Here is a 21490-nt window from a genome sequence, read left to right on the forward strand (position 1 = left end):
CAGAGGCAGGCAGGACAGGCAATCGCTTATGTTGCAGCGCAGCAAATGCCGGCTGCCCTCATGCGGCCCTGCGCAGGGCGTGGAAATAGAACCCGTCAGTGCCACTGAGCGCCGGCGACAGCGAGATGCCACCGGCTTCGCCAATACGCGCAGCGCCCTCGTGGCCGGGGAAACGGCCGTCCCAGAGTTGGCGGTGGTCGACCGGCGCAAAATCGCCGTGGCGCTCGCGGAAGGCGGCGACCTGCTCGCCGTTTTCGGCATCGAACACCGAGCAGGTGATGTAGACGAGCAGCCCGCCGGGCTTCACGAAAGCCTGCGCCATGTCGAGGATCGCCTGCTGCTCACCTTTGCGGGCATCGAGCTGTCTGTCCGTCAGCCGCCACTTGGCGTCCGGGCGCCGCCGCCAGGTGCCGCTGCCGGTGCAGGGCGCATCGATCAGCACGAGGTCCATATGACCGGTGAGCGGCGCGAGTTCCGCGGGCTTGCTGACGACCTGGATGTTGCGGCTGTGCGCGCGGCGGATGCGCTCGAAGATCGGCGCCAGCCGCACCTTTTCCGCATCATGGGCGAAGACCTGGCCGCGATTGTCCATCTCTGCCGAAAGCGCCAGGGTCTTGCCCCCGGCGCCCGCGCAATAGTCGAGCACCTGCATGCCTGGCTCGGCGCCGGCGAGCGCTGCTGCAAGCTGCGAGCCCTCGTCCTGCACCTCGAACCAGCCTTTCTGGAAGGCGGGCTCGGCCTGGACGTTCGGATGCCTGCCGTCGCCATTGATCGGCGGGATGCGAATGCCGTGCGGCGCGATTGCGGCAGCTGCTGCACCGGTGCCCCGGAGTTCCGCCAGCACCTTGCCGCGGTCTGCCTGCAGCGCATTGACCCTGAGGTCCAGCGGCGGGCGCATCGCGAGAGCCGCGCCCTCTTCGACCCAGGCATCGCCATAGGCGTGCTCGAGAAGCGGCGCGCACCAGTCCGGAACATCGGCCCGCACGGCAGCCGGCGCATCGGCGAGCCTGCCGGAGGCTGCCGCTTTCAGTTCGGCGGCGCTGAGCAGCGGCGGCGCGAATTTGTCGCCGTCGAGAGCGTCATTCAGCGACCGCGCCGTCTGGCCCCATTCCAGCAGCAACGCGCCGAAGCCGATGGCGCGCGGCGTCTCCTCGCCGAAGAGCCAGCCGGCCGAGCGCTTGCGGCGCAGCGCGTCGTAGACGATGTTGCCGATAGCCGCGCGGTCGCCGCCACCGGCAAAGCGGTGCGACAAGCCCCAGTCGCGCAAGGCGTCGGCCACTGGCCGATGCCGCCGGCCGATGTCTTCAAGCACTTCGATGGCCGCCGCCAGCCTTCCGCCCAGTCTCATTCCTGCTTCCGTCTATCGTTGCTTCCAGCCCTGCTCTTAGAGCCTTTCCGGCTCCGATTGAAACACTTCTCTTGCGGTGAAGCCAAAACGACCTGTCCCATGCCATCGTCCATGCAACAGGCGGAAGGTTCTTTCGCGGCAGTCGGCGGTCAGCGGATAACAAGAAAAACGCCTCGCACATCAAACTTCTCTAATGTCTTGACTGACGGATGCAAAGCAAGACCGCTGGCTTAACACTCAGCTTTCCAAGTTTTGCCGGCAGGAATACTCTTTCGTCTGTGATTCGCGACGCGGAAAACGCGGTCTGGCGGATCCCTATGAGGAGAGGGCAATGAAGACTTATCTGGCAGAAGTTCTAGGCACGTTTCTGTTGGTGTTCATCGGCACGGCCTCCGTGGTCACGGGCGGCTTCGGCGGCGCGCTGCCGCTCGGACAGGAAGGTATCGGCCTGGCGTTCGGCATCGGCTTGATCGCCGCGGCCTATGCGATCGGCCCGATCTCGGGCGCGCATCTCAATCCGGCGGTGACGCTCGGCGTGTTCCTTGCGGGGCGGATGCCGGCGAGGGAAGTCGTGCCTTACTGGATCGCGCAGATCATCGGCGCCATCATCGCTTCGCTGGCGCTGTGGATCATCGTCACCGGTCAGGCCGGCGGCCACACCGGGGGCTTCGGCGCCAATGGCTGGGACGAGGCGAAATGGGGCATGAGCTCGGCCTTCCTGTGGGAGCTGATCGGCACCTTCACCTTCGTCACCGTCATTCTCGGCGTCACCAACGCCAAGCACATGACGGCCTTTGCCGGCCTGGTGATAGGCCTGACGCTGGCAGGGCTCCACTTTGCCATGATCCCGGTGACGGGCACTTCGGTCAATCCGGCGCGCTCGATCGGCCCGGCGCTGTTTTCGGGCGGGGCGGCGCTCGGCCAGCTCTGGCTGTTCATCGTCGCGCCACTGATCGGCGGGGCGATCGCCGGCATCGTCGCCAAGGCGGGCATCTTCGAAAAAGACTGATAGCTACTTTACCCAATGCAAAAGGCGCGGGCATGAACCCGCGCCTTTTTTTGGGAGGATGAGACCTAAAGCGTATCGCGATCTTTCAGTTTCGCTCCGTGCGCTTTAGTTTTTTTATTTGCGCATGTCTTTGTCCCGAAACCGGTTCCCACTCTCGGGAGACCTGCTTTACTTCGCGACCAGTTCGAACCGGTCGAGATTCATCACCTTCGTCCACGCCTTCACGAAGTCCTTGACGAACTTCTGCTTGGCATCCGCCGAGCCGTAGACCTCGGCCAGCGCACGCAATTGCGAGTGCGAGCCGAAGATCAGGTCGGCGCGGGTGCCGGTCCACTTGACTTGCTTGGTCTTGCGGTCGCGCGCCTCATAGACCTCATCCGAGTCTGGCTCAGAGCCGGCCGCCGGATCCCAGATGGTCGCCATGCTGAGCAGGTTGATGAAGAAGTCATTGGTCAGCGTGCCCGGCCTGTCGGTGAACACGCCGTGCTTTGAGCGGCCATGATTGGCGCCGAGCACGCGCAGGCCGCCGACCAGCACCGTCATTTCCGGCGCCGTCAGCGTGAGGAGCTGCGCACGGTCGACCAGCATCGCTTCGACCGACATGGGCAGCCTGCTGCGGACATAGTTGCGGAAGCCGTCGGCCCTCGGCTCGAGTGCCGCGAAGGATTCGACATCGGTCTGCTCCTGCGAAGCGTCCATGCGGCCTGGCGTGAAGGGCACGTTCACCTCATTGCCGCCGTCCTTCGCGGCCTTCTCGATCGCGGCGGCGCCGCCGAGCACGATCAGGTCGGCGAGCGATATCTTCTTCTCGCCAGCCTGCACCGAGTTGAACTCCTGCTGGATGGCTTCGAGCTTCACCAGCACCTTCGAAAGCTGGGCCGGCTGGTTGACTTCCCAGTCCTTCTGCGGGCTGAGACGGATGCGGCCGCCATTGGCGCCGCCGCGCTTGTCCGAGCCGCGGAAGGTCGAGGCCGAGGCCCAGGCGGTTGAGACCAGTTCAGGAACCGCAAGGCCGGAGGCCAGGATCTTCGCCTTCAGCGCGGCGATATCCTCTTCGCTGACCAGCTCGTGGTCGATCGCCGGGATCGGGTCCTGCCAGATCAGTTCTTCCTTCGGCACGAGCGGGCCGAGATAACGAACCACCGGGCCCATGTCGCGATGGGTGAGCTTGAACCAGGCGCGGGCGAAAGCGTCGGCGAACTGGTCCGGGTTCTGGTGGAAGCGACGCGAGATCTTCTCATAGGCCGGATCGAAGCGCAGCGCGAGATCGGTGGTGAGCATGGCCGGAGCATGACGCCTGGAGGGATTGTGCGCGTCCGGAACCGTGCCGGCGCCGGCGCCGCCCTTGGGCGTCCACTGATTGGCACCGGCCGGGCTCTTCGTCAGCTCCCATTCGAAGTTGAACAGGTTGTCGAAGAAATTGTTGCTCCATCTGGTCGGCGTCGTGGTCCAGGTGACTTCCAGGCCCGAGGTGATGGCGTCGCCGGCAATGCCGGTGGCATGTTTGCTCGACCAGCCGAGGCCCTGCGCTTCGATGCCGGCACCTTCCGGCTCCACGCCCACCAGCGAGGCATCGCCGGCGCCATGGGTCTTGCCGAAGGTGTGGCCGCCGGCGATCAGCGCCACGGTCTCTTCGTCGTTCATGGCCATACGGCGGAAGGTCTCGCGGATGTCGCGGGCCGCGGCGACCGGATCCGGCTTGCCGTTCGGGCCTTCCGGGTTCACGTAGATCAGGCCCATCTGAACGGCGCCGAGATGGCCCTGCAGTTCACGGTCGCCGGAATAGCGCTGGTCGTCCAGCCACTTCGTTTCGGAGCCCCAATCCACGTCCTGCTCCGGCTCCCACACGTCGGCGCGGCCGCCGGCGAAGCCGAAGGTCTTGAAGCCCATCGATTCCAGCGCGACGTTGCCGGCAAGGATCATCAGGTCGGCCCAGGAGATCTTGCGGCCGTATTTCTGTTTGACCGGCCACAGCAGCCGGCGTGCCTTGTCGAGATTGGCATTGTCCGGCCAGCTGTTCAGCGGCGCGAACCGCTGCTGGCCGGCACCGGCGCCGCCACGCCCGTCGCCGATGCGATAGGTGCCGGCACTGTGCCAGGCCATGCGGATGAAGAGCGGTCCGTAATGGCCGAAGTCGGCCGGCCACCAGTCCTGCGAGTCGGTCATCACATGGTGCAGGTCCTTGATCACGGCATCGAGATCGAGGCTCCGGAATTCCGTGGCATAGTCGAAATCCTCGCCCATCGGGTCCGAGAGGCTCGACTGCTGATGAAGAACGCCGAGGTCGAGTAGATTCGGCCACCAATCCCGATTGGTCCTGCCGGCGGATCCATGCGCCACGGGACATTTGCCAGCGCTGTTGTCGTCGGTTTTCGCGTCCATCTTACTCTCCAGGTTTTGATTTTTCCGAGATTGATTCTGCGCAGATTTCGGGGCCGACCAGCGGCCGCGCCAATCTGGAATGATTCCAGCCTAGGCCGGCTTGGCGATAAAGACAAATTGCCTTTCCCGTTCGTTTTGATAAGCTTTCCTTATGATCGGCCTCACCGTGCGACAGATGCTTTATTTCGACGCGCTGGCGCAGACGCTGCATTTCGGCCGCGCCGCGAAGCTTGCCGGCGTCAGCCAGCCGGCGCTCTCCGGCCAGATCGCCGAAATGGAAGAGCGGCTGAACTGTCTTTTGTTCGAGCGCGGCGGCAAGACGGTGCGGATGACGGACGAAGCGCTTGTGCTGCAGCCGCGCATCGAGCGCATTCTTGCCGATATACGTGACGTCGAGACGACCGCCCGGCGCGGCCGCCCCGCGATGGAAGGCCGCTTCCGGCTGGGCATCATCCCGACCGTAGCGCCCTATCTCCTGCCGCGGGTCCTGCCGGAATTGAAGAAGCATTTCCCGGGCCTGCAGCTCGAACTGCGCGAGGCGCTGACGGCATCGTTGGTCGAGGACAATGTCTCGGGCAAGCTCGACGCTTTCATCGCCGCGCTGCCGCTCGACCATCCGGGGCTCGTCACGGAAGAGCTCTTCCCGGACCGCTTCTTCCTTGCGGTGCCCGCCGGCGATCCGGCCTTCGCCTCGCCGCCCGTGCCGCCGGAAAGCCCGGCGCTGGAACGGCTGATGCTGCTCGAGGAAGGCCATTGCCTGCGCGAACAGGCTCTGGCCGTCTGCGGCAATGTTCGGCCGGTGGCGATGTCAAGCTATGGCGCCACCAGTCTCACCACGCTCTTGCAGATGGTGGCGCATGGGCTGGGCGTGACGCTGGTTCCGGAAATGGCGGCAAACGCCGCCGGCGTCATGCCGGACCTCAAGATCGTGCCGTTCCAGGAGCCGATGCCGCAGCGCATGATCTGCCTCGCATGGCGGCGCAACAAGGTGCGCCAGGACGAATGCGTGGAACTGGCAAAGATCATACGGGGATTGGATCAGGCGGTGCTGGCGAGCTGACCCTGGATTCTGAGCTTTGCCCCAATCCCAGTTCTCAGCCAACGCCCCGTATCGGAAGCTTCTGCTGCTTACCGGAGCTAACGCTGCCCGCTTCGAAAATCCGATAGTGCGGTTCCCAACCTCGTGTTCTCTACCCTGCGTTCGATTGCCAGCCTTTACGGCACAAATATGAGAAATACGTAGGTAAAGAACACCACAATATGAACCATTCCGGTCAGGAATGTCGTTCTTTCGGTGCTAAAGCTTACGCTGCAAATGAAAAGAGCCAGGGCCAAAAGTACCGCATCAGCCGCCGGAAGCCCAAGGGTTAACCCTCGGCCTGTCAGCAGGCTGGCGGCCGCGACCGCCGGTATCGTCAGACCGATGGTGGCGCAGGCCGAACCCATCGCAACGTTGAGGCCGCGCTGCAGCTCATTGTTGAGCGAGGCGCGAACCGCCGAAATGGCCTCCGGCATCAAAACCAGCCCGGCGATCATCGCTCCCACGATACTGTCGGCCTGGGTCACCTGGTAGGCAACGAGCGTATCCTCGACACCGGCGGCGACCTGCTCGGCCAGCATGACGATGCCGATCAGCCCGCTCACCAGCAGCAGAACGCCGACAGAAAGGCTTTCGTGAAGGGCAGTTCGCATCGAAACCTCGTGCGCCTGTTCCTGGACGAAGTCGTCCCGGTGCCGAACGGTCTGGGCGAACACGAAGCTTGCATAGAGCAGCACTGAAAGGACGCTCACAAAACCAAGCTGGCCTGCCGAAAACGTGCCAGGATCCGTCGTCTGGGTGTAGGTCGGCAGGACAAGCGTCATGACAGTCAGCGCGATCAGAACCGCGAGATACGCGCTGGTCCCTTGCCGAACGATTGCCTGCTTGCGATGTCGCCAGCCGCCAAGCGTGAGACACGTACCGACGACGCCGGTAGAGATAATCATCACCGTCGAGAAAACGGACTCGCGCGCCAATGTCGGGTTGTTCTCTCCATGCAGCATCATGGAAACGATGATCGACACTTCGATTGCCGTCACGGCAAAGGTCAGCACCAACGTCCCGTACGGCTCCCCCACGCGCCGGGCCACTGCCTCGGCGTGGTCGAGCACCACGAAAATGGTGATGAACATGATCGCACTCGAAAACGCTCCAACGACAATCCTGATGTTCAGCGAACCTTCGTCCACCGAAAGGCCGCTGGCTCTGACCGCGACAGCCATCACCAGGGCGGCCAATGGCATCGTGTAGGAAGTCACCGACCGCGCGAAACCAGTCATTGAAGCCCCTGCGTTTCCGCGAATTTAGCGGAAAAGCCTGTGGGAAGCACCCCAGCCGACATCATTGCGAAGTGGACGGACCGATCGCCCGGCGTTCGACTTCTTCCGGGAAGCCGATCCGCTGCTGCCGAGGATGCTCGAGGAGTTGCGGCGCCGGCTGTTCCAGCGCACCGAAACCTCGAGATGCCGTGGTCTACGCCGTTTCCCGCCCCGGCAATGACCAACCTCAAAGCATCCGCGCCAGGACTTTACGCGTGCGTGACGTGCTCCCCCTTGCCGGTCTAGGGTGAGGCGGCTTTAGGAAACGATCGAACGGCTTCTGGCATCGACGGTGTCAAATCGCCTTGCGAACCGCCGTGCAGAATTTTCGCAAAAGTTCCGGTTCGTTCCCCAGCCGCTGGCGCAGGGAGAAGGGTATCTCCAGCTGCGCTCCTTTGCCGGTCAATCCACGATTGACGATGTTCAAATCGCCGATGCCTGGGAAAATATGGTTGTCCCTTTTGGTGTTGAAGCCGGCTTCCTGGAGGCGCCGAACTATCTCTGTAATCAGCGCGGCATCCTTGCCGCCCATATAGATTGTCGAGGGATCGTCCCGATCTTGGCGACCATGGATAGCAACGACAATCGACTTCGCCCGCACCAAGTCGAGCGCGGATTCCTCGTCAAAGTTATTTGACGTTATGTGCAACTCGCGATTGTTGTGCGGCATCAGTCCTTCAAAGCAATACAGATCCAGATCGCTCCCTGCCACCGTCTCGGCAATCAGGGAGGTGCGGGGCTCGATCTTCCCACCGTGCGGGGCGAGGACGATCGCATTGCCGGTTCGAGCGCCACGCCGCACGACGATGCGATAGTCCACGTTTTCGATTTTGGCGGCCTTCAGCGCCGCAAAATTTGGGAACTCGTTGTCCATAATCCCATCCAAACGCGTGGTCGGCAGTTCGCGCTTCGAGCGCGTTTTGCGAGGGCTGAATATCTCCGGATCAATCCTGCCTCACGCCGTCTTCTGCGCCACCAGCCCCAGTTCCTCGACCATTGCCTCGCGCATCAGGAATTTCTGCGGCTTGCCGGTCACCGTCATCGGCAGCTCGGTGCGGAAGCGGATGAAGCGCGGCACCTTGTAATGCGCGATCTGGCCGCTGCAGAAGGCCTTGATCTCCTCAGCGGTGGCGATCTGGCCGGGCTTCAGCACGATCCAGGCGCAGATCTCCTCGCCATATTTGTCATCGGGAATGCCGAAGACCTGCACTTCCTTGATCTTGGGGTGGCGGTAGAGGAATTCCTCGACCTCGCGCGGATAGACGTTCTCGCCGCCGCGGATGACCATGTCCTTCACCCGGCCGACAATGTTGCAATAGCCCTCCGCGTCGATCGTCGCGAGGTCGCCGGTGTGCATCCAGCCGTCCGCGTCGATCGCCTCGCGGGTCTTTTCCGCGTCGTCCCAATAGCCCTTCATCACCGAATAGCCGCGTGTGCAGAGCTCGCCCGGCTCGCCGACCGGGACGGTGGCGCCATCGGCGCCGATCGCCTTGACCTCGACATGCGGATGGATGCGGCCGACCGTGGAGACGCGTTTTTCCAGCGGGTCGTCGACGCTGCTCTGGAAAGAAACCGGACTGGTCTCGGTCATGCCATAGGCAATGGTCACTTGCGCCATATGCATCAGCGACACCACCTTCTTCATCACCTCTATCGGGCATGGCGAGCCGGCCATGATGCCGGTGCGCAGGCTGGAGAGGTCGAAGCTAGGGAAATCGGCATGATCGAGCATGGCGACGAACATGGTCGGCACGCCATAAAGGCCGGTGCAACGTTCCTGCGCGACGGCCCTGAGCGTCGCGCCCGCATCAAAACCTTCGCCAGGGAAGACCATCGTGGCGCCTTTGGTGACGCAGCCCATCGTGCCCATCGACATGCCGAAACAATGATAGAGCGGCACAGGGATGCAGAGCCGGTCGTCGACGGTGAGCTTGATCGCCGAGGTGACGAAGCTGCCGTTGTTGACGATGTTCGAATGGGTGAGTGTCGCGCCCTTCGGCGCGCCCGTCGTTCCGCTGGTGAACTGAATGTTGATGGCGTCGCCGGGCTTCAGGCTTTCGGAGATGCGATCGAGGCTGTCATGCTCGTCGCGCCGGCCATTGCCAGCACATCGCCGAAATTGAACATGCCGGGCGAGTTGTCCTCGCCCATGCGGATGACGATCTTCAGCGATGGCAGCTTCTTTGCCTCGAGCTTGCCGGGCTCGGCCTTGGCGATCTCCGGCGCCAGCGTCTCGATTATGCCGAGATAGTCGGAGGTCTTGAAGCTGGCCGCCGTGACCAGCGCCTTGCAGCCGACCGTGTTGAGCGCATATTCCAGCTCGCTGAGCCGGTAGGCCGGGTTGATGTTGACCAGGATCAGGCCGATGCGCGCGGTGGCGAACTGCGTCACCAGCCATTCCCAGCGGTTGGGCGACCAGATGCCGACGCGATCGCCCTTCTCCAGGCCGAGCGCCAGGAAGCCGGCGGCCAGCGCGTCGACCGCATCCGACAGCTCGCTCCAGGTGAAGCGCTTGTCTTGGCCGACGAAGACGGCGGCATCGAGTGTGGCGTATCTGCTCACCGTATCGGAAAAGAGTTCCGGAATGGTTTTGTCGAGCAACGGCGCCGAACGGTCGCCCGAGACATGCGCCCTGCCGTCCATCGGAGCAATGAAGGTGCCATGCGTTCCGCGCCCGCGCAGATTGGTGGCGTTCATGAGCTCGTCGAGTTTGATCGCCATCGCCGTCTCCTCCCGGGATGAGCCAGCCTATCAGCCTGCCGGGACGGTGGAAACCCGCCGAAGGTACCGGTTAAGCGACCAGCGCAGCCATCTTCGCTGCGATGCCACGCAACTGTGCCTCATCGGCCGCGTCGCGGACCTTCCTGGAAGCAACGAGACAGGCTTGCGACTTCAGGATTATTCCATCGCCCAGCACCTTGAGATGGTTGGCGCGCAGCGTCGAGCCGGTGGTGGTGATGTCGACGATGACGTCGGCAAGGCCGGCCGCCGGTGCGCCTTCAGTGGCGCCGAGGCTTTCGACGATGCGGTAGACCTGGATGCCGTGCTTCAGCGAAAAGAACTGCTGGGTCAGCCGCCAGTATTTGGTGGCAATCCTGAGCCGCCGGCCATGACGCTGGCGGAAATCGGCGGCGACATCATCGAGATCGGCCATGGTATCGACGTCGAGCCAGATATCCGGCACCGCCACCACGACATCGGCATGACCGAAGCCGAGACGGGCGACGATCTCGGCGCGCGCTTCCCAGTCGGCGAGGTTTTCGCGCAGCAGATCCTCGCCGGTGATGCCGAGATCGACCGCGCCCTGGCCGATCTCGCCGGCGATCTCGGACGCCGAGAGGAAGGCCACTTCGACATTGTCGAGGCCCTCGATCCGGGCACGGTATTTGCGGTCGTCCTCGGGCAGAGTGACCGCCAGTCCGGCCTTGGCCAGGACTTCAAGCGACTGCTCCTTGAGACGGCCCTTGGATGGGATCGCCAGCGTGATCATCGCGTGGGCTCCCGTAGTGCTTCGATGCGGTCGAGCCACACCGAGAAGCCGACGCCGGGGATAGGCTTCTTCGCGCCGAGCAGCGTCAGCAGCCGGTCGTAACGACCGCCGCCCACCAGCGGACGGTCGCCACCCTGGGCAGCAATCTCGAAGACGAGACCGGTATAGTAATCGAGCGGACGGCCGAAGGCGGCGTCATAGCGGATCTTTTCGACCGGCAGGCCATGTGCCGCGATCGCCTCGGCGCGGGCGGCGAAATTTTCGAGCGCCGCGCCAAGGGACAGGCCCGCAGCGGCGGCGAATTTTTCCAGCGCCTCAGTTGCTCCGCCCAGCGCGACGTCGATCTCGAGAAATCCTTTCAACGCCGAGAACGCCTCGTCGGACAGCCGCACGCTGCGCAGTTGCGCCTTCTCGATCAACCGCCGCGCGATGTCGGCCGGGGCGCGGCCCGAGGAGGCCGACAGCCCGGCCTCTTCCATGCCGGCGGCGATATAAGCGGCGAGGCCGTCGGTATCGCTGTCGAGCACCAGCAAGGCCACCGGACCCGACAGCTGGCTGTTGCGCGGCGGATTGGCGAGGTCGGCAAGGGCCGCTTCCAGCATCGACGCCGAGCCGAAGGCGCGGGCGAGGCGCATGCGCCAGCCACGCGGCAGGCCGAGCGCGGCCAGCACCGCCTCGAACAAGGTCTGGTCGCCGAGCGTGATGGCGAGCGGCACGCTGGGCAGCACCAGCGAGAGCAGCGCGTGCGCGTCGGCCAGCGAGCGCGCGTCAGCGGCGGCGGTATCACGATCGCCGAGATCCTCGATACCGGCCTGGAAGAACTCGTTGCCGCCCTCGCGGCGCTGTCGGAACACTTCGCCGAGATAGGAATAGCGCCGCGGCGTGCCCGCCTGGCTGGCGATGTGGTCGAGGCAGACCGGGATGGTGAATTCGGGCCTGAGGCACAGCGTCTTGCCGGTCTCGCTCTCGGTCAGAAAGATGCGGCGGCGCAGATCCTCGCCCGCCATATCGAGGAACGGATCGGCCGGCTGCAGCACCGCCACCTCGACCGCGTGGGTGTCGCGCGCGGCGAAGAGTTTTGCGACGTCGGCGGCGATGGCGGGATAGCGGGAAGTCATAAAGCGCCACCTCCCCTTCTCCCCTTGTGGGAGAAGGTGGATTGGCGCGCAGCGCCGAGACGGATGAGGGGTGCTGGGCGGAATGAGACGCTGGCGCTCCCTGGAACACCCCTCATCCGACCGAGCTTCGCTCGGCCACCTTCTCCCACAAGGGGAGAAGGAGAGGTTGGCGCCCTACTTGCCACGTGCCCGCTCCTCGGCCTGCGCTGCCAGGATCTTCTTCACCTCGGCGACCAGCTCGCTCTCCGCCACCGTCACCTGCGCCGGGCGCGCGGCGCGCCATTCGGCGTTATCGGTGATCTCGGCCGACAGGCGCGCGCCTTCGATGAGGTCCTTGATCTGCACCTCTCCCTTGACGCGCTCGTCGCCGCCCTGGATGACGGCGATCGGGCTGCCGCGGCGGTCGGCATATTTCAGCTGCGCCTTCATGCCGGCGCCGCCGAGATACATCTCCGAGCGAATGCCGGCGGCGCGCAGATCGGCGACCATCTTCTGGTAGCGGACGAGGCTTTCCGTATCCTTGTCCATGACCAGAACGACGACCGGAGCAATGACGTCGGAAGTGTCGAGCTTGCCGAGGTTCTTCAGCGCCGTCATCAGCCGCGAGACGCCGATCGAGAAGCCGGTCGCCGGTACCGGCTCGCCGCGGAAACGCGAGACCAGCCCGTCATAGCGGCCGCCGCCGCCGACCGAGCCGAAGCGCACGATCTGACCTTCGTCGTTGGGGATCTCGGCCAGCAGCTCGGCCTCGAAGACCGGGCCGGTGTAATATTCGAGGCCGCGCACGACGGAGCGGTCCATCGCAACGCGGTCCTCCCCATATCCTGCAGCCCTGACCAGAGCTTCAATCGTTGCAAGTTCGCCGACGCCTTCCTGATACACGGCGTTGGCACCGACGGTGGAATCCTGGCCAGCCTGTCCGTTCCTTGCCGTTGCGAGAAGAACCGCTTCGGCCTGCGCGTCACTCAGCCCCGCGCCCTTTGCGAAATCGCCTTCGCCTTCCTTGCCGCCATCCCATCGTCCCGGGCCAAGCAGCAGCCTCACGCCTTCCGGCCCGAGCTTGTCCAGCTTGTCGATGGCGCGCAGCACCGTCAGCCTGCGCCCGGCATTCTCCTCACCGCCAAGCCCAATCGCCTCCAGCACCCCGTCCAGCACCTTGCGGTTGTTGACGCGAATGACGTAGTCGCCGCGCTTGATGCCAAGCGCCTCCATCACGTCGGCCATCATCATCGCCATCTCGGCGTCGGCGGCGACGCCCGGCGTGCCGATCGTATCGGCGTCGAACTGCATGAACTGGCGGAAGCGGCCGGGGCCCGGCTTCTCGTTGCGGAACACCCAGCCGGACCGGTAGCTGCGATAGGGTTTCGGCAGGCGGTCGTAATTCTCGGCGACGAAGCGCGCCGTCGGCGCCGTCAGGTCGTAGCGCAGCGACAGCCACTGGTCGTCATCGTCTTGGAACGAGAAGACGCCTTCGTTCGGCCGGTCCTGGTCGGGCAGGAATTTGCCCAGCGCGTCGGTGTATTCGATCATCGGCTGGTCGACCGGCTCGAAACCGTAAAGCTCATAGACCGAGCGTATGGTCGCCATCATCTTCTCGACGGCGCGGATGTCTTCGGCGCTGCGGTCGGCAAAACCGCGCGGCAGGCGCGCTTTCGTCTTTTCCGATTTGTCGGCCATGGATGGGTCTTTTCGCTGTCTGAACGCTGACTTATTTCGAGCGGGCGTGTCCTAGACGATACCGCCTTGGGCGGCAAGGGTTGGCGCCTTTCCCTTCTCCTTGTGCCGACAAGGAAAGGCCGCGCCTTCGAAACAAAACGGCGCCAAGAACGAAACAATCGCGTCACCGGCGCGGCATGCTGCCGACACAATCGAGGACCATATAAGCGCGCCGAAACAAAGGGTTCGGGCCATGACGACCACGGAAGACATCATCGAGAGCAAGCCGGTTGCCAAGCTCCGGCCGGCCGGCAGCGCCACCCCCAAGCCGGCGCAGCAGCCTGCAGGGCCGTTCGAGGTCGTGGCGGAAGCCCACAAGCCGACGGTGCGCGACGCGCTGGTGACCGGACTGCTGGTGATCTACCCGGCCTTTGCGGCCGTGGCGGCCATCATCGCCGGGCTGTTTCTGACAAGCGCCGGCAGCCTCTGATCTTCCCCCACCTCACAATGTGCGGACGCGTAGCGTCGGAGGCGATGAGCTCGGTTTTGCGACCCGACCCGCGCCTTCGGCGCGACCTGCCCACAAGGGGCCATAAGGGGCGGGTAGAGGTGACGCTATTTCGGTCTCCTGAACCTCTGCCGCTCGGCCTCCACCTCTGCCCGGCAGACACAGCCTTCGAGATGGTCGTTGACCAAGCCCATCGCTTGCATAAAGGCGTAGACGGTCGTCGGGCCGACGAAGCTCCAGCCGCGCTTCTTCAGTTCCTTCGAGATCCGGACCGAGACCGCCGTCGTCGGATTGGCGCGCAGATGCGCAAGGTCGACAACCGTCGGCCGCTCGTCAGGCCCCGGCTCGAACTTCCAGAACCAGGCGGCCAGCGAGCCGAATTCATCTGCCATTTCACGGGCGCGCCCGGCGTTGTTGATGGTCGAGACGATCTTGCCGCGATGGCGGATGATGCCGACATTGCCGAGCAGACGCTCGACATCCTTGTCGGTGAACGCCGCCACCCTGTCGAAGTCGAAATTGGCGAAAGCCTCGCGGAAATTCTCGCGCTTGCGCAGGATGGTCAGCCAGGAGAGACCGGACTGGAAGCCTTCGAGGCAGATCTTTTCGAAGAGCCGGCGATCGTCCGCTACGGGCCGGCCCCATTCATGGTCGTGATAGTGCAGATAGTCCGGCAGATTGCCGTGCCAGAAGCAGCGCATGATACCGTCGGGGCCGTCGAGCAGGCCGGCATGTTCTTGTTCCATTGTCGGAAATCCGTCCGTTAATGCGCCAAAGCGTCGGTTTTACCGTGGCTTTACCAGATTCCTGAACCGGCCGGTAACCACACCGCAAAGTTTACTGACAAGTCGGCATTTTACGCATTTCGATTCATGTTTTGCTTGCCGCTCAGCGCCAAGGATCGCCACGCCGAGGCCTCTTCCCTGCCCTCGGACGAGTTCGACGATCAAGGTGCGTTCCGATGAAGACAGCGTTCACTTTCGTGCTCGGCGCAGCCGCGGTGCTTGCCGCCGGCGCGACGACCTCTTTCGCCAATGACCGTTATGCCGACAGGCCGCCCGTGATGGTGAGTCCCGACCTTTCAGCGCCTTGGGTGCTGCAGCTCGGCCATGCGCCAGGGATCGTGCGCCCGAGCCGCCAGGCGACCCAGCAGCCGCTGCGGCGGCTTTTCCAGGCGCAGCCCGACCAGCGGCGCACCGCAGCCGTGCGGCAGCCTGCCAAGCGCATGGTGATGCGGCCACAGATCAACCCGATCTACCTGCCTCAGGAAGTCGCCTATGACGGGCCGCAGAAGCCGGGCACGATCGTCATCGATACCCACCAGAACTTCCTTTATCTGGTCGAGAAGGACGGCAAGGCGCGCCGTTACGGCGTCGGTACCGGCAAGCCCGGTTTCGAATGGTCGGGCACGCACAAGATCACCGACAAAAAAGTGTGGCCGGACTGGCGCCCGCCGGCGACAATGATCGCCCGCGAGGCGGCCAAGGGCCGCTACCTGCCGACCTATCTGGCCGGCGGCATCGAGAACCCGCTCGGCGCGCGCGCACTCTATCTCGGCACCACGGAATACCGTATCCACGGCACCAACCAGCCCTGGACGATCGGGGGCGCGGTGTCCTCCGGCTGCATCCGCATGCGCAACGAGGATGTGGTCGACCTTTACGAGCGCGTCAATGTCGGAACAACCGTCGAGGTGATATAGTAACTGCGAATCAGCCGGTTAGGCGGCGCTGAGCAGTTTTGGCGCTTGCTGTTGCCCTCAAGCCATAGCGCGGTTTGGCGAGACATGCTTAGACTGGCATCGAGTTAACGGGGGACGGGCCGTGTGGGGATACGGTCAGTCACGAAAGGGCAGCACGGGAGACCGCGCTGCCCTTTTCGTTTCAAGCACGTCAACGGGTCGCCCCGGAAGCAGCATGTTTCGCATTCGGGGCTGATTTCCCGGCGCACCTCTGCTATTGCAGCGCACAATCTTGGTTTTACGCAATTCCGGACGGAAAACCGCCCTTCTGGAGTTGCTCCAGAAGGCAGAGGTTCCACCTATGACCCGGTCCGACGACAGCCGCAATCTCAGGGGCGGTCCGGTCGCCCAGCGCATCATCGCTTCGGTACGCGAGGAAGCGGCCATCGCCACAGCGGAAGGCTTCCCGCCGAAGCTGGTCTCGATCACCGTCGGCGACACCGACGCGGTCGACGTCTATGTGCGCAACCAGCGCGCCAAGGCCGGGCTTGCCGGCATCGGCTTCGAGGAACGGCGCTTTGCCGCCGACATCACCGCGGGCGAGCTGGAAGCCGCCATTCACGGCCTCAACGCCGATCCGCGGGTCACCGGTATCATCATCCAGCGGCCGGTGCCGGCGCATATCCCAATCAAGACGCTGCAGTCGGCGGTGCACCCGCTGAAGGACGTCGAGGGCATGCATCCGGCCTCGATCGGCAACATCGTCTACAATCAGCTCGATCTCGCGCCCTGCACGGCGGCCGCATCGGTCGAGCTTCTCAAGGAAACCGGCCTCGACCTGAAAGGCCTCGAGGTGGTGGTGGTCGGCCATTCCGAGATCGTCGGCAAGCCGATCGCCTTCCTGCTGATGAGCGAGGGTGCGACGGTGACGGTGTGCCATCACATGACGCGCTCGGTGGCGGCGCATGCGCGGCGCGCGGATGCGCTGCTCGTCGCCGCCGGCAGGCCGCGACTGATCAAGGCCGAGATGGTGAAGCCCGGCGCCTGCGTCATCGACATCGGCATCAATTCCGAGATCGGCCCGGACGGCGAGAGCCGCATCGTCGGCGATGTCGACACCGAGAGCGTCAAGGAGGTCGCTTCCTGGATCACGCCGGTGCCGGGCGGCGTCGGCCCGCTGACGGTGGCGATCCTGCTGCGCAACACCATGGTGGCGCTCAACCGTCAGCGCGCGCTCTACCGCGCGACCTACGGTGTGGCGGACCAGCTGGCGGCTGAGTAGCTATTCGGGGGCGACCAGGCTTTTCTCGGAAACGCCTTCCGGCTTCGGACCACCATAGGCCCAGTCGAGCAATTTTATCGTGTGCACCACCGGCAGCTTCGCCGCGGACGCGATCTGTGTGATGCAGCCTATATTGCCGGTGGCAACGATTTCGGCGCCGGTCGCCTCGATATTTTTCACCTTGCGGTTGCGCAGCTTGGCCGAAATGTCGGGCTGCAGGATGTTGTAGGTGCCGGCCGAGCCGCAGCAGAGATGCCCCTCGCGCGGCTCGCGCACCATGAAGCCCGCCTTGGCCAAAAGCTCCTTCGGCTGACGGGTGATCTTCTGGCCGTGCTGCATCGAGCAGGCGGAATGATAGGCGACGATCGTGCCCGGCTTGCGCACCGGCTCGGGCAGGTCGAGGGCAGCGAGATATTCGGTGATGTCCTTAGCCAGCGCCGAGACACGAGCCGCCTTTTCCGCATAGGCCGGATCGAGACGCAGCATGAAGCCGTAATCCTTGATCGTAGTGCCACAGCCCGATGCGGTGATGATGATGGCGTCGAGCCCGCCCTGGTCGATTGCGCGCATCCAGGCGTCGACATTTTGCCTGGCCGAAGCCAATGCCTGATCCTCGCGGCCCATGTGATGCACCAGCGCGCCGCAGCAGCCCTCGCCTTCCGGCACCACGACCTCGACGCCGAGCCGCGTCAGCAAAGAGACGGCCGCCTCGTTGATGGCGGGATCGAGCACCGACTGGGCGCAGCCGGTGAGGATGGCGACGCGGCCGCGTTTCGTGCCCTGCCCGCCATGCACGGCGGGCGAGGCGATCGGCGATGCCGGCGGGATCGACGACGGCGCAAGCTTCAGCATGGCGGCGACCGGCTTCAGGGTCGGCAGCTTTTCCAACAGGCCGATCAATGGCCGGCCGAGTCCGGCGAGCTTCAGCGCGGCGCGGAAGCGGCCCGGATAGGGCAGCACGAAAGCCAGCATGGCGCGGGTCAGCCGGTCGAGCAGCGGCCGTCTGTAGGTCTGCTCGATGTGGGCGCGGGCATGATCGACCAGATGCATGTAATTCACGCCTGACGGACATGTCGTCATGCAGGCAAGGCAGGAGAGGCAGCGGTCGATATGGGTGACGATCTCCTTGTCCGCCGGCCGGCCGTTCTCCAGCATATCCTTGATGAGATAGATGCGGCCGCGCGGCGAATCCAACTCGTTGCCGAGCGTTACATAGGTCGGGCAAGTCGCGGTGCAGAAGCCGCAATGCACGCATTTGCGCAGGATCTTCTCCGATTCCGCGACATGCGGGTCAGCGAGCTGCGCGGCTGAAAAATTGGTCTGCACGAAAAATGTCCTTATCGTCTAAGCATGATCTTTTCCGCAAACCGGTTTCCACTTTGCTGGATCATGCTCTCATTGACCGAGAAGCCAGCTTTGCGGGTCCCTGATCGGCTCGCCACGCTGCAGCGCCTGCAGGCCGAGAATGCAGCGGACGATGAACCAGACGGCAACCGCAAACATCAGCAGGAAGCCGATCGCGAGCATCATCAGGACCACCGAGATCAGCGCGTAGAGAAGGCCGATCCAGAACGTCCTGATCAGGAATGTGTAGTGGCTTTCGACATAGCCGCCCGCCTTGCCGCGATTGATGTAGGCGAGGACGATTCCGATAATGCCGGTGACGCCGACGACAAGGCTGGCGAGATAGAGAATGTAGATGACCAGCGCGTTGGTCTGGCCCGGCTCAAGCCAGCGATCGGTCTGGCGCGCGCTGCTGCCCGGGCCTGGATTGGCATTGCTCATGGTGCTGCTCCCTCCGTTGACTGAGGAAGAGTAGCAGAGCTGGAAGTAGGCGCCATGCGGCCGGGGTTGAGAATGTGCTTCGGGTCAAACTCGGCCTTGACCCGCGCGGAAAGCGCCGCCAGATGCGGCGGTTGCGGTTCGAAAACGGGGAGCGCCGCGCGATGCGAGGCAGACGCGCGCGCCAGCGTGGCGTGGCCGCCGCCATATTTGCGAATAAGACCGCGCAGCAGTTCCGCCTCCGGGTCGTCCTCGCGCATCGAAAGCCACACCAGCCCGCCCTGCCAGTCGTAGAAGGCGTCGGCCGCCGCCTGCATGCGCAGCGCCATCACCATGTGATGGGCCTCAGACGGCGGCATCGAGACGCGCCAGACCGGCCCTGCGCCGCCATCGGCGAAGGGCACACAGTCGCGGATGTCGCGCCAGATCGCCTTCGACGCTTCGCCGGCAATTTCCTGCAGCGGGCCGGCCTTGCTGAGCAGGTTTCGCAATGCCTCGGTACGGTAGACGACCGAGGGGCCAAAGCCTTCGACGCGCAGCAGCGTCGCGGCATCGCTGCCGAGATGGCCGGCGGCGACGCGCGCGGCGATCCGCTCGGGCAGGTGCGCGGCGCTCGAGACCTCGGCGCTGGAGCCCAGCGCCAGCGCCATGGCCGCAGCGGCGGCATCGTCGAGCAGGCCGCGGATGGCCAGAGTCACCTCGGTTTCCGCCGCCGGCAGAACCTTGAAGGTGACGTCGGTCAGCACGGCGAGCGTGCCCCAGCTCCCCGCCATCAGCTTGGAAAGGTCGTAGCCGGTGACGTTCTTGACGACGCGGCCGCCCGACTTGAAGGCTTCGCCGCGGCCGGAAACCGCCGATATGCCGAGAATGTGGTCGCGTGCCGCACCCGCCTTGAGCCGGCGCGGACCGGATAGGTTCGAAGCCAGCACGCCGCCCAGCGTTCCCTTGCCCGGCTCGCCGCCGAGCAGCGGCCCGTAATCCATCGGCTCGAAGGCGAATTGCTGGCCGTTCTCGGCAAGCAGTTTTTCGACTTCGGCGAGTGGCGTGCCGGCGCGTGCCGAAAGCACCAGCTCGGCCGGCTCGTAGAGCGTGACGCCGGTGAGCGTCGACAGGTCGAGCGTATGCTCGGTCTGCAGCGGCCGGCCAATGCCGCGCTTGGAGACATGGCCGAGGATTTCGAGCGGGTTTTCCTCCGCGGCGGCCCATTGGATTGCGGAGAGGACTTCGGCGGGGCTGGATGGGGTGAAGGTGGTCATTGCAATCTCCGGTTCCTCCCCCCGCGAAGCGGGGGCGAGGAACCCAAGTTCTGAGACGTTCCCATCAAAACCTCGGAATGTCCGGAAACGCCACCTGGCCCCGATGCACGTGCATGCGGCCGAGCTCGGCGCAGCGGCGGAGCTGCGGGAAGACCTTGCCGGGGTTGAGCAGATGGCTGGGATCGAAGGCGCATTTGACGCGCATTTGCTGGTCGAGATCGGTCTGGTTGAACATGTCGGGCATCAGATCGCGCTTCTCGACGCCGACGCCATGCTCGCCGGTGAGCACGCCGCCGACCTCGACACACAGCCGCAATATGTCGGCGCCGAAACTCTCGGCCTTGTCGAGCTCCCCCGGCACGTTGGCGTCATAGAGGATCAGCGGGTGCAGGTTGCCGTCGCCGGCATGGAAGACATTGGCGACGCCCAACCCGTATTTTTCGGAGAGATCGCGCATGCCGGCGAGCACGCGCGGCAGCTCCTTGCGCGGGATGGTGCCGTCCATGCAGTAATAGTCGGGCGAGATGCGGCCGACGGCCGGGAAGGCCGCCTTGCGTCCGGCCCAGAAGCTCAGCCGCTCCTGCTCCGACTGCGAGATGCGGCAGGTGGTCGAGCCGTTGCGGTAGGCGATCGCCTCTACGAGACCGATCAGGTGATCGACCTCGACGCTCGGCCCGTCGAGCTCGACGATCAGCAGCGCCTCGACATCGAGCGGATAGCCGGCATGGACGAAATCCTCGGCCGCGTGGATCGCCGGGCGATCCATCATCTCCATGCCGCCCGGGATGATGCCGGCGCCGATGATGTCGGCGACGCACTGGCCGCCCTGCTCGCTGGTCGGAAAGCCGATCAACAGCGCGCGTGCCGTATCCGGCTTCTTCAGGATGCGCACCGTCACCTCGGTGACGACGCCGAGCAGGCCTTCCGAACCGGTCATGACGCCGAGCAGGTCATAGCCTTCCTGATCGAGATGGCTGCCGCCGAGCCGCACCACCTCGCCATTCATCAGCACCATCTGGATGCCCAGCACATTGTTGGCGGTAAGCCCGTATTTCAGGCAATGCACGCCGCCGGAATTCTCCGCGACATTGCCGCCGATCGAGCAGGCGATCTGGGAGGATGGATCGGGGGCGTAGTAAAAGCCCTCGTGCTCGACGGCGGTGGTGATGCCGAGATTGGTGACGCCCGGCTGGGCGACGACGACACGGTTCGGATAGTCGATCGCGAGGATGCGGTTGAAGCGGCTCATCACCAGAAGCACGGCATCTTCGAGCGGCAGCGCGCCGCCCGACAGCGACGTGCCGGAACCGCGCGGCACGACGCGGATGTTGCGCTCGTTGCAATATTTCAGCACGCCGGAGACCTGCGCCACCGTCTCGGGCAGCACGACGACGAGCGGCAGTTGGCGGTAGGCGGTCAGGCCGTCGCTCTCGAAGGCGCGCATCTCGGTGGCCGTATCGACAACGCCCTCGCCCGGCACGATGATGCGCATGTCGGCGACGATCTCGGCGCGCTTGCGCAGCGTCCCGGCATCTGGCTTGGGCATGGCAAGGCCGGACATCGAAGCCTCCTCCACTCGACTGGTCAAAATCTTTTACCAGCCGGGAGCATTCCTTGCAA

17 protein-coding genes and 1 pseudogene are annotated in these 21490 nt (G+C 64.4%); 5 read left to right on the plus strand and 13 right to left on the minus strand.

Annotated elements, in window-relative coordinates:
* Positions 1-58 precede the first annotated feature (58 nt).
* Entirely contained in the window at positions 59-1348 is a 1290-nt protein-coding gene (locus tag A9K71_RS01020; RefSeq protein ID WP_066989215.1) for an RsmB/NOP family class I SAM-dependent RNA methyltransferase, read from the minus strand.
* Positions 1349-1679: 331 nt separating this feature from the next.
* Here A9K71_RS01020 and A9K71_RS01025 point away from each other — a divergent pair, with 331 nt between their 5' ends.
* A complete protein-coding gene (locus A9K71_RS01025; protein ID WP_066989218.1) occupies positions 1680-2357 on the plus strand; it encodes an MIP family channel protein in 678 nt (225 codons plus the stop codon).
* A 168-nt stretch (positions 2358-2525) separates the two neighbouring features.
* Here A9K71_RS01025 and katG read toward each other — a convergent pair whose 3' ends face one another.
* Positions 2526-4739 carry a catalase/peroxidase HPI gene (gene katG / locus A9K71_RS01030; RefSeq protein ID WP_066989220.1) on the minus strand — a complete coding sequence of 738 codons (2214 nt, stop codon included), beginning with the start codon at positions 4737-4739 and terminating at the stop codon, positions 2526-2528.
* A gap of 151 nt (positions 4740-4890) precedes the next feature.
* On the opposite strand from katG, the gene A9K71_RS01035 reads away from it, so the two are divergent.
* Positions 4891-5799: a hydrogen peroxide-inducible genes activator gene (locus A9K71_RS01035; protein WP_066989222.1), complete on the plus strand. Its 909-nt coding sequence runs from the start codon at positions 4891-4893 to the stop codon at positions 5797-5799.
* A 155-nt stretch (positions 5800-5954) separates the two neighbouring features.
* Here A9K71_RS01035 and A9K71_RS01040 read toward each other — a convergent pair whose 3' ends face one another.
* The 6 genes and pseudogenes from A9K71_RS01040 to hisS all read right to left on the minus strand — a co-directional run bounded on the left by A9K71_RS01040 (position 5955) and on the right by hisS (position 13382).
* Positions 5955-7058, minus strand: coding sequence for a calcium:proton antiporter (locus A9K71_RS01040; RefSeq protein WP_066989224.1), 1104 nt, complete (start codon positions 7056-7058; stop codon positions 5955-5957).
* Between the two features lie 334 nt (positions 7059-7392).
* Positions 7393-7971: a poly-gamma-glutamate hydrolase family protein gene (locus tag A9K71_RS01045; RefSeq protein WP_066989226.1), complete on the minus strand. Its 579-nt coding sequence runs from the start codon at positions 7969-7971 to the stop codon at positions 7393-7395.
* 81 nt (positions 7972-8052) lie between these two features.
* Positions 8053-9818, minus strand: a pseudogene (locus A9K71_RS01050) (AMP-binding protein).
* 70 nt (positions 9819-9888) lie between these two features.
* Positions 9889-10587: an ATP phosphoribosyltransferase gene (gene hisG / locus A9K71_RS01055; RefSeq protein ID WP_066989228.1), complete on the minus strand. Its 699-nt coding sequence runs from the start codon at positions 10585-10587 to the stop codon at positions 9889-9891.
* Positions 10584-11705, minus strand: a complete 1122-nt coding sequence (locus A9K71_RS01060) for an ATP phosphoribosyltransferase regulatory subunit (protein WP_066989230.1) — start codon at positions 11703-11705, stop codon at positions 10584-10586. The genes hisG and A9K71_RS01060 overlap by 4 nt, the downstream gene beginning before the upstream one ends.
* A 174-nt stretch (positions 11706-11879) precedes the next feature.
* A complete protein-coding gene (gene hisS / locus A9K71_RS01065) occupies positions 11880-13382 on the minus strand; it encodes a histidine--tRNA ligase (protein ID WP_066989232.1) in 1503 nt (500 codons plus the stop codon).
* A 232-nt stretch (positions 13383-13614) separates the two neighbouring features.
* Between hisS and A9K71_RS01070 the strand changes: the two genes are divergently transcribed.
* Positions 13615-13851, plus strand: a complete 237-nt coding sequence (locus A9K71_RS01070; RefSeq protein ID WP_066989234.1) for a hypothetical protein — start codon at positions 13615-13617, stop codon at positions 13849-13851.
* A 125-nt stretch (positions 13852-13976) separates the two neighbouring features.
* On the opposite strand, the gene A9K71_RS01075 is transcribed toward A9K71_RS01070, so the two are convergent.
* Positions 13977-14615, minus strand: a complete 639-nt coding sequence (locus tag A9K71_RS01075) for a DNA-3-methyladenine glycosylase I (protein ID WP_066989236.1) — start codon at positions 14613-14615, stop codon at positions 13977-13979.
* A 215-nt stretch (positions 14616-14830) separates the two neighbouring features.
* Here A9K71_RS01075 and A9K71_RS01080 point away from each other — a divergent pair, with 215 nt between their 5' ends.
* Positions 14831-15571, plus strand: a complete 741-nt coding sequence (locus A9K71_RS01080) for a L,D-transpeptidase (RefSeq protein WP_066989237.1) — start codon at positions 14831-14833, stop codon at positions 15569-15571.
* Between the two features lie 340 nt (positions 15572-15911).
* Entirely contained in the window at positions 15912-16832 is a 921-nt protein-coding gene (locus A9K71_RS01085; RefSeq protein WP_066989239.1) for a bifunctional 5,10-methylenetetrahydrofolate dehydrogenase/5,10-methenyltetrahydrofolate cyclohydrolase, read from the plus strand.
* Here the strand turns inward: A9K71_RS01085 and glcF are convergent, their stop codons facing one another.
* From glcF to A9K71_RS01105, 4 genes are all read right to left on the minus strand, one after another.
* A complete protein-coding gene (gene glcF / locus A9K71_RS01090) occupies positions 16833-18158 on the minus strand; it encodes a glycolate oxidase subunit GlcF (protein ID WP_066989241.1) in 1326 nt (441 codons plus the stop codon).
* Between the two features lie 69 nt (positions 18159-18227).
* On the minus strand, positions 18228-18617 hold the full coding sequence (locus tag A9K71_RS01095) for a DUF4870 domain-containing protein (protein WP_066989243.1): 390 nt from the start codon (positions 18615-18617) through the stop codon (positions 18228-18230).
* Positions 18614-19870 carry an FAD-binding protein gene (locus A9K71_RS01100; protein WP_066989245.1) on the minus strand — a complete coding sequence of 419 codons (1257 nt, stop codon included), beginning with the start codon at positions 19868-19870 and terminating at the stop codon, positions 18614-18616. The genes A9K71_RS01095 and A9K71_RS01100 overlap by 4 nt, the downstream gene beginning before the upstream one ends.
* Positions 19871-19934: 64 nt before the next feature.
* On the minus strand, positions 19935-21431 hold the full coding sequence (locus A9K71_RS01105; protein WP_066989247.1) for an FAD-linked oxidase C-terminal domain-containing protein: 1497 nt from the start codon (positions 21429-21431) through the stop codon (positions 19935-19937).
* Positions 21432-21490: the final 59 nt, after the last annotated feature.

Source organism: Mesorhizobium sp. WSM3873 (assembly GCF_001672445.1).
Classification (GTDB): domain Bacteria; phylum Pseudomonadota; class Alphaproteobacteria; order Rhizobiales; family Rhizobiaceae; genus Mesorhizobium.